The 8,223-nt window shown below is 55.6% G+C and carries 9 protein-coding genes; 6 read left to right on the top strand and 3 right to left on the bottom strand.

The window, feature by feature from the left end:
- Positions 1 to 199 precede the first annotated feature (199 nt).
- From WC370_07680 to WC370_07660, 5 genes are all read left to right on the top strand, one after another.
- Entirely contained in the window at positions 200 to 625 is a 426-nt protein-coding gene (locus WC370_07680; GenBank protein MFA5309343.1) for a hypothetical protein, read from the top strand.
- A gap of 13 nt (positions 626 to 638) precedes the next feature.
- Complete coding sequence (locus tag WC370_07675) at positions 639 to 1,502, top strand: hypothetical protein (GenBank protein MFA5309342.1); 864 nt, start codon at positions 639 to 641, stop codon at positions 1,500 to 1,502.
- A gap of 121 nt (positions 1,503 to 1,623) precedes the next feature.
- Positions 1,624 to 4,206 carry an SMC family ATPase gene (locus WC370_07670; protein MFA5309341.1) on the top strand — a complete coding sequence of 861 codons (2,583 nt, stop codon included), beginning with the start codon at positions 1,624 to 1,626 and terminating at the stop codon, positions 4,204 to 4,206.
- Between the two features lie 240 nt (positions 4,207 to 4,446).
- On the top strand, positions 4,447 to 4,734 hold the full coding sequence (locus WC370_07665; protein MFA5309340.1) for a GIY-YIG nuclease family protein: 288 nt from the start codon (positions 4,447 to 4,449) through the stop codon (positions 4,732 to 4,734).
- 70 nt (positions 4,735 to 4,804) lie between these two features.
- Positions 4,805 to 5,449, top strand: coding sequence for a CPBP family intramembrane glutamic endopeptidase (locus WC370_07660; protein ID MFA5309339.1), 645 nt, complete (start codon positions 4,805 to 4,807; stop codon positions 5,447 to 5,449).
- A 10-nt stretch (positions 5,450 to 5,459) separates the two neighbouring features.
- Here WC370_07660 and WC370_07655 read toward each other — a convergent pair whose 3' ends face one another.
- Positions 5,460 to 6,011, bottom strand: a complete 552-nt coding sequence (locus tag WC370_07655) for an HD domain-containing protein (GenBank protein MFA5309338.1) — start codon at positions 6,009 to 6,011, stop codon at positions 5,460 to 5,462.
- 264 nt (positions 6,012 to 6,275) lie between these two features.
- On the opposite strand from WC370_07655, the gene WC370_07650 reads away from it, so the two are divergent.
- Entirely contained in the window at positions 6,276 to 7,004 is a 729-nt protein-coding gene (locus WC370_07650; GenBank protein MFA5309337.1) for a DUF4412 domain-containing protein, read from the top strand.
- Positions 7,005 to 7,151: 147 nt separating this feature from the next.
- On the opposite strand, the gene WC370_07645 is transcribed toward WC370_07650, so the two are convergent.
- On the bottom strand, positions 7,152 to 7,454 hold the full coding sequence (locus tag WC370_07645) for a GYD domain-containing protein (protein ID MFA5309336.1): 303 nt from the start codon (positions 7,452 to 7,454) through the stop codon (positions 7,152 to 7,154).
- Between the two features lie 464 nt (positions 7,455 to 7,918).
- Complete coding sequence (locus tag WC370_07640; protein ID MFA5309335.1) at positions 7,919 to 8,218, bottom strand: TIGR04076 family protein; 300 nt, start codon at positions 8,216 to 8,218, stop codon at positions 7,919 to 7,921.
- Between the last annotated feature and the right edge of the window lie 5 nt (positions 8,219 to 8,223).

The following is an 8,223-nucleotide window of genomic DNA, read 5'->3' as shown; positions in this document are numbered from 1 at the left end:
CTGTTCGGGCTAATGGAAGTCCAGGCACGGCGACCCTCGCTCTCCAACGGTTTTATTAAACCAAGGGGGAATCGGTCTGCCGTGCCTTTAAAGCTTATATTACCATCTTTCAAACATACAAGGGGGAATATAGGGGGTGAGGTCGGCTCTAAAACATGCTACAATATCCATATCTCAACAAAATCAAGGAGTAACTACCATGCCGGAATCCAAATACTCCCAATACGTCGTTACGGAGCTTAAGGCCCCCAACTTCCGCCCGGAATTCGTGGAAATGTACAAGCAGTTCGCCACCCGCATCCTCTGGATGGACAAAAACGTGGTGCCGGGGGCTTTCCAGATGAACTGTTCCTGGTATTTAAAGCCCTCCACCCACGGCGCGGAACCGCACAAGCATGACGTGGATGAAATCATCGGCTTCTTCAGCAGCGACCCGGAAAATCCCCACGACCTCGGCGGGGAGGTGGAAATATGGCTGGAGGACGAGCAGTTCGTGCTCACTAAAAGCGCCATGATTTTCGCGCCGGCCGGCATGAACCACTGCCCCCTTATCATCCGGCGGGTGGACCGCCCCATTTTCCACTTTTCCGTGGTCACCGGCGGCCAGTACATCCAGACGAAATAAAGGAGAATCTCACATGTCCGAGTACAGCAAATACGTGGTCACGGAGCTTAAAGCCCCTTTCCCCCCGGAAGCGGCCGCGCGGTACGCCACCTTCGCCACCCGCATCCTGTGGATGGACGAAAACGTGGTGCCCGGCGCTTTCCAGATGAACTGCTCGTGGTACCGCAAGGCCTTCGAGATGGGGCCGGAGCCGCACGTGCACGATACCAATGAGATTATCGGCTTCTTCGGCAATGACGCGGCCGACCCCTATAACCTGCACGGGGAGGTGGAGTTCTGGCTGGGGGACGAAAAGCAGACCATCACCAAAAGCGCCATGATATTTATCCCGGCCGGCATGAAACACTGCCCGCTCATCATCCGGCGAGTGGATAAGCCCATTTTCCATTTCTCCGTGGTCACGGAGGGCCAGTGGATTACCAAAAAAGCCGTGAAAGAATACACGCCCGCTACTGAATATAGTCGGTACGTCGTTACCGATTTGATAATGCCGGAAGACAAGAGGAAAATAGCGGCGGCCTATAATAAATACGCCAGGCGCGTCCTCTGGCTGGACAAGGATGTGGCGCCCGGCGCTTTCAACATGAACACCGCCTGGTACCTTAAAGCCGCCATGACGCTGGAGGACAAGCCCCACACGCACGATACCGACGAGATAATCGGGTTTTTCGGGAACGACGCCGCCCGGCCCAACGACCTCGGCGGGGAGATAGAAATCTGGCTGGGGGACGAAAAACAGGTTATCACCAAAAGCGCCATGATATTCGTGCCGGCGGGCCTGGTACACTGCCCGCTGAACCTAAAGCGCGTGGACCGGCCCATCTTCCACTTCACCGTCGTCCCGTCCCAGCGCTATGTCAAGAACGAGAAACGTTAAAATCCCCCTTACTCCCCCTTTTCCAAAGGGGGAAAGATTGGCTTTTACGCCGCATAAAACGGTATATTATTACATCCTCTCCCTTTGAAAAAGGGAGACAGGGGAGGGATTTCGTTAAAAGATGATACCCGTCCGGCTGAAAATGCGCAACTTCATGTGCTACCGGGACAACGTGCCCGCGCTGGACTTTACCGGCATCCACCTCGCCTGCCTCTCCGGCGATAACGGCAACGGCAAGTCCGCCATCATCGACGCCATGACCTGGGCGGTGTGGGGCAAAGCCCGCGCCGACAGCGACGACGACCTCATCCACGCCGCGCAGAACGAGATGGAAGTGGAGTTCGAGTTCAACGTAGGGGAACAGCTTTACCGCATCATCCGCAAGCGCACCCGCCCCAAAAAGCGGGCGGCGGCGGGGCAATCGTCTTTGGAGTTCCAGGTAAAGAGCGAGGACGGCTTCCGCCCCATCACCGGCAACACCATCGCCCAGACGCAGCAGAAAATCATCGAGGTGCTGCACATGGACTATGATACCTTCGTCAACAGCGCCTACCTGCGCCAGGGCCACGCCGACGAGTTTACCCGCCAGGCGCCCGCCAAACGCAAGGAGGTGCTGGGCAGCATCCTGGGGCTGGATGTCTATGACGCCCTGGAAGAGCGGGCCAAAGAGCTGGCCAAAAAGCACGAGGCGGACACGCAATTACTCGAAAGCGCCGTACGGGACATAGACGCCGAGCTGGCCCGCAAACCGGACTTCGCGGCGGAGCTGGCGCAGGCGCAAACCGCGCTGGCGGAAATAGACCGGACCGCGCAGGAAAAAGAGGCCGTTTTAAACGCTTTACGCCAGCAAAAGGAGTCGCTGGAAAGCCGGCAGGCGCAATTGGAAGAGCTGGAAAAACGGCTCGTCAGCGGCGCCAACGACCTCCGGCGCTGGGAAGAGCAGGCCGGTCAGCACCTGGCGCGCCTGCGGCAGTACGAGGAGGTAATCGGGCGGCGGGGGGATATCGAATCGGGTTACGCTACATTCGCGGAAATCAAAAAGTCGGTGGAAGACTTGGAACGCAAAGCCATGCAATCGCGCGCGCTGGAAAAGCAGCGGGAGCAGGTGGAACGCCGCATTGACCAGTCCCGCAACGAGCTTTTGACCAGCCACGCCGTTATCCTGAACAGCATCCAGGAGCTGGAAAAGAAAGCGCAGACACTCCCCGCCCTGAAAACCCAGCTCGGCCAAGCGCAGGAAAGAGCAAACGGCTTTAGGGCAGCGGAAGAAGCGCTCAAGCAAAAACAGCAGTCCGCCCGTGAAATACAGTCGGCGGGCAGCCGGCTGGAGGCGGAAAACGCGCGTATGGAAAGGGAAATCGGGGAGGCGGAGGAAAAGCTGGACCTCATAGCCGGGCACCTGGGCAGCCACGCGGAAGCCAGATGCCCGCTTTGCGAACAGGAACTGACGAGGGAGGGGCTGGAGCTGATACGCTCCAAGTATGACCTGGAGCGGCAGGACAAGGCCAACCTGCTGATGAAAAACCGGGAAGTCCTGGCGGGAAAGCGGGCGGAATACGCGGCGGCGCAAAAGGAAATAGCCGCCCTGGAAGAGACGCTGAACCAGGAAAAGACTAAAGCCCGCGGCCAGGAAGAGTACGTTAAAACAAAGATAAAGGAAATAGAGGAAGGCAACGCCAAGCTGGCCGACCTCAAGGCGGAGGCGGGGCAGGTAGAGGAGCGGCTGGCGGGCGGGGACTTCGCGGTAAACGAGCAGCAGGGACTGGCCGCCATCGAGAAAGAGCTGGGCGGCCTGGGCTATGACGCGGCCCGGCACGAGCAGGCGCTCCAGCATTTGAAGCTTAACGAGACTTACGAGCGGGACAAGAACCGCCTGGATGAGGCCCTGCGACTTTACGAGCAGGAGAAAGAGGCGGCGGCCAAGGCGCAGACCAACGCGCAAATGCTGCAGGCCAGCCTGCAGCAGGACACCGCCAAAAAAGTGTCGCTGGCCGCCGCGGTCACCACCCTGCCCCGGGTACGGCAGGAGCTGGCCGCCGCCGAGGCGGAATATAAAGTCGCCGCGGGGAGGCGCGCCCAGGCGCAGGAGGCGGTGGGCAGCGTGCGCGCCCGTCTGGAACGGCTGAACGAGCTGGAAACAAGGAAAAAGGAGAGTGAAGACCGGCGCGCGCTGGCGGCCAAAGAAGAGGCCGTTTACCGCGAGCTGGCTAAGGCCTTCGGGAAAGCGGGCATACAGGCGCTGATAATCGAGGCGGCATTACCGGAAATAGAGACCGAGGCGGACCGGCTGCTCGCGCGTTTGACCGACGGTCGCATGCACGTGAAATTCGAGACGCAGCGGGAGACCAAGAAAGGCACGGTGCAGGAGACGCTGGATATCGCCATCGCGGACGAGCTGGGGACGCGCAACTATGAAATGTTCAGCGGCGGCGAGGCCTTCCGCATCAACTTCGCGGTGCGCATCGCGCTGTCACGGCTTTTGGCCGGGCGCGCCGGGGCGCCGCTGCCTACTTTAATTATCGACGAGGGGTTCGGGACGCAGGACAGCACCGGCATGGAGAAGCTAAAAGAGGCGATTAACTCCATCCAGGGCGACTTCGAGAAGATACTGGTCGTCACCCACATGGACGAGCTCAAGGACGCCTTCCCCACCCGCATCGACGTCACCAAGACGGCGGACGGCTCCACCATAAACGTGAACTGACGTGTTATGTCATTAAGTATGTTTTTATATGTCATTCTGACGAAGGTCAGAATCCAGGGGTGGGAAACAGAGCTGATTGATAAAGTCAACCCGGACGGGCAAGGCCGGTACACCATCTTAACCCGATGATGGATTCCAGCCCCCGATTGTCATACGGGGCACGGCTGCGCTGGAATGACAACTTTACTAGCATGTTTTAATATGTCATTCTGACGAAGGTCAGAATCCACGGCTGGGACTGTGAAACAATATTTCGTATATATTCTCGCCAGCAAGCCCAGGGGGACGCTATACATCGGCGTCACTAATGACCTTATCAGGCGGGTCTATGAGCATAAAAACGGGTTCGTTGAAGGATTTACCAGGAGATATAATGTACATCAACTGGTTTATTACGAACAATGCGAAAATGTAGAATCGGCTATCCAGCGTGAAAAACATTTGAAAGCCTGGCACAGAAAGTGGAAAATAAGGTTGATTGAAGAAGCCAATCCGGACTGGAAAGACCTTTACGGCCTCTTGACCTGATGATGGATTCCAGCCCCCGATTGTCATACGGGGCACGGCTGCGCTGGAATGACGGGGGAAATAAATCTAGATGTTACATTTCATTACACAGGAATTCGTTGACCTGGGGCAGTTCTTTAAGAGGAACGGGCGGGAGACCGTCATCGTTACCGCCGCCACGCTGTTTCTCACGCTGGACCGCTACCGCCCCATCGGCAGCGAGTGGGTCAGCACCACCCTTTATTACGGCATCTTTCCCCTGCTGGTGGTGTTCATTATTTTAAGAAAAAGCCCCGGGGACTTCGGGCTGGGCATGGGCAGCCCGCGTTTGTGGTGGTTCCCCACGGCGCTTATCTGCCTGGTGGCGGGGGGGATTCTTTTCGCCGCTTCCTTCAGCGCGGACTTGCAGGGCTACTACCGGGATGCGGGCTTTAACTTCATCACCTATTCCCTGACCAGCTGCGCCAGCCTGGCGGCGTCCGAGTTCCTGTACCGCGGCTTTCTGCTCTTTGGGCTGAAAGATAAATTCCATGAGGGCAGCATCCTGCTGCAAATGATACCCTTCGTGCTGATGCACCTGGGCAAGCCGGAACTGGAAACAGTGAGCACCATTGTCACGGGGATACTGTTCGGCTACGTGTGCTACCGGGGCAAGTCTTTCTGGCCGGCCTTCATCATCCACCTGTTTATCAATGTTTTTTTCGTGAGCCTGATAAACTTCAGATACCCGGTTTAACGGCGATTTTCTAGAGACCCAGCTCCGGGGCGATTTCCTTCATGGCGGTCACGCCGATTTCGATAAACTCGTCCAGCTCTATGCCGATGGCGCTGCACCGGGCTATCTGCTCGCGGCTGGCGCCGGCGGCAAAGCTCTTTTCTTTAAACCGCTTGCGCACGGATCGGGCTTCCAGCGGGGCAATCTTTTTCTCCGGCCGCACCAACACCGCGGCGGTAATCAGCCCGGTAAGAGGGTCGGCGCAAAAGAGGGCTTTCTCCATCAGCGTCTGCGGCAGTACGCCGTGCGCCTCGTTATGGCAAAGGATGGCCGCGGCTATAGCCTCTCCCGCCCCCAGGTCCCGGGCAAGGTCGGCCCCAAGCCTGCCGTGAGCAGTCATGTCGCCGCCGGTAAGCTCCACGTCGATATCATGAAGCAGCCCGGCCAGCCCCCACTCCTCTTTATCCCCGCCCAATCGCCCGGCGAGAGCGCGCATGATAGCTTCCGTGGCCAGCATGTGCCGCACCAAGTTTTCATTGGCGACGTTTTTCCGGACAGACTCCAGAGCGGTTTTACGGTCCATAGCCCCTCCCGATGGTTAATATACACCACGCGGCGGCGGGAAGCAACCGGCCCGGGCCAAAAGCCCGCCGCCTTAATAATTTATTAATTATTATACGCACGCGATACTTTGTAACACTTACTAAAGAGTAATTGACAAGACGTGATTCCTTCCCTGATAATGTCAACAGAAACACTTTTCCCCCACCCTACAGCCGGACGGCAGCGCTGTACCGGCTTTCACCCGAAACGCGAAAAGCGACCTAATTAAAGGAGGAGATATCATATGAAAAACAGGCATTTACTGATTATCGTCGGTGCGCTGATGGCGCTGGTGTTTATCCTGTCGTCCTGCGGCGGCGGCGGTTCCCCCACCAGCTCGACCCCGCCCAAGACGACCAGCCCGGCGGGGACTACAGCTCCGGCGGGCACCACGTCACCGGCGAGCACCACGTCACCGACCACGAGCAACACCGGGAACGATAATACACTAGCCGATATCCTGGGCAAAGGCTCTGACTTAATTTCTATCAAGTACGATATGACGATTAACGCCAACGGAGAGCAAAGCATCACGGCCACCGTATATCAGAAGAACCGGAATATGCGTGAAGACATGAGCATGTCAGGGATGTCCGTCATCATGATTTTTAATACGGATGATAATGTGATGTACATATATTACCCGGACCAGAAGATGGCGATCAAACAAGCCCTGAACGAAGACATGGTACCCGCGGGCAACCTGCAGGACACCAGCGATATTATGGACTACAGTCCGAATGTCACCGGCACCGAGACTATAGACGGGCACGTCTGTGCGGTAGTGTACTACGAACAGCCGGGCGCAGGCAGCGTCAAGATGTGGATATGGGAAGAAAAGGGCTTCCCCGTTAAAATGGAGACGACAACCTCCAGCGGCACCACCACCATCGAGTTCACCAATATAAGCTTTTCAGATATTCCGGACAGCACATTCGAGCTCCCGGATGACGTCCAGATACAAGAATACTAAAGAATAAACGGTATTCTATATCCGCCGCCGGCGTCGGCAATATGGCAATAATAACCTTTCCCCCTTCCCCTGAAAAGGAAGGGGGTTGGTTTTTTAGCGGGGATTGAGGGGAATATATTATTAAATGACAGCGCGGGCCGGCGCCGCCTATTTTTCCAGGCTCTTAGCCGTCTCTATTTCCTTGACGAAATCTTCGACGGTAATGGCGCCCATCAGCATCGGCTCCAAAGTGCCCCTGGAGCAAATCTCGATTACCACGCGGGAAATGACCTGGGCGTTGGCCGCCTCGATGATATTGATAAAATCATAAGGGCCCAGGATCTTGTACTGGAATATAACCTTGGCACCCATGTTCTCTATTTCTTTGTTGACTTCCCAGATGCGGCCGGGGTTCCTCTTAACGGATTTTCTTCCTTCATTGGTCAGGGTGGTCATCAGGCAATAGTACATGATATCTTCCTTTCTGTATCAATTTCCCGCTGTTTGTTTAACAGCGTAAATACTCTATATGATATTATGTTATGCGGTTATATATATATCATACATAAAAACACGCCGCATATAAAGCCGTATTTTGAACTTTTTTCTTGCCCCGGCGTTAACTTTAGTACTATGCCCTATCCCCACCACACCCACACATGAGCGGGGGTGACGGATCAGGATAACCTTCTTATTCTATTTTTACCCAAGGGAGAGACTGGCAAGGGATACTGGATTCCCGATCAGGTCGGGAATGACAATGGAAAAATCTATTGTGTGATGTCATTCTGGCGAAGGCCAGAATCCAGGGGAGGGGCATTGAAAGACCTATATGATAAAATATCTTAAAGTGGATTCCAGCCTGCGCTGGAATGACAATGGGGAATAAGGGTGACAGAACGGAAAAAATCTGGGACGAGATTGGGGGGCATTCCTTATTTCGGCGTCCGCTCACCAGTAACTTTGAACAATACGACACCATCGGGACAAACAAAGGTTGTCTTGAAGGGACCTCCACCGCCAAGATTTCGCAGATCGCCGCCACACCTGACGACTTCCAAGGCCGGGAATATCTTAATAAAAGAGGTTGGGCAAAAACTTGCCGGCGTACCATATGTACATTCGAAAGTATCTCCGGGTTCAAGCCCCAGCCGACATTCTTCAACTTTATTTTCTTTACCGACTCTTACCACTTGGATTTTAAAACACCAATCTTCATGATACCATTTCTGCATCGGCT

The sequence above is a fragment of the Dehalococcoidales bacterium genome, assembly GCA_041652735.1.
Lineage (GTDB): Bacteria > Chloroflexota > Dehalococcoidia > Dehalococcoidales > RBG-16-60-22 > RBG-13-51-18.
This window is presented reverse-complemented; position numbering and strand designations above follow the sequence as displayed.

Coding starts and splice junctions, on each gene's coding strand:
- WC370_07660 (MFA5309339.1), top strand. CDS start 4,805: ATGTTACATTTCATTACACAGGAATTCGTTGACCTGGGGCAGTTCTTT.
- WC370_07650 (MFA5309337.1), top strand. CDS start 6,276: ATGAAAAACAGGCATTTACTGATTATCGTCGGTGCGCTGATGGCGCTG.
- WC370_07670 (MFA5309341.1), top strand. CDS start 1,624: ATGATACCCGTCCGGCTGAAAATGCGCAACTTCATGTGCTACCGGGAC.
- WC370_07640 (MFA5309335.1), bottom strand. CDS start 8,218: ATGCAGAAATGGTATCATGAAGATTGGTGTTTTAAAATCCAAGTGGTA.
- WC370_07680 (MFA5309343.1), top strand. CDS start 200: ATGCCGGAATCCAAATACTCCCAATACGTCGTTACGGAGCTTAAGGCC.
- WC370_07675 (MFA5309342.1), top strand. CDS start 639: ATGTCCGAGTACAGCAAATACGTGGTCACGGAGCTTAAAGCCCCTTTC.
- WC370_07655 (MFA5309338.1), bottom strand. CDS start 6,011: ATGGACCGTAAAACCGCTCTGGAGTCTGTCCGGAAAAACGTCGCCAAT.
- WC370_07645 (MFA5309336.1), bottom strand. CDS start 7,454: ATGTACTATTGCCTGATGACCACCCTGACCAATGAAGGAAGAAAATCC.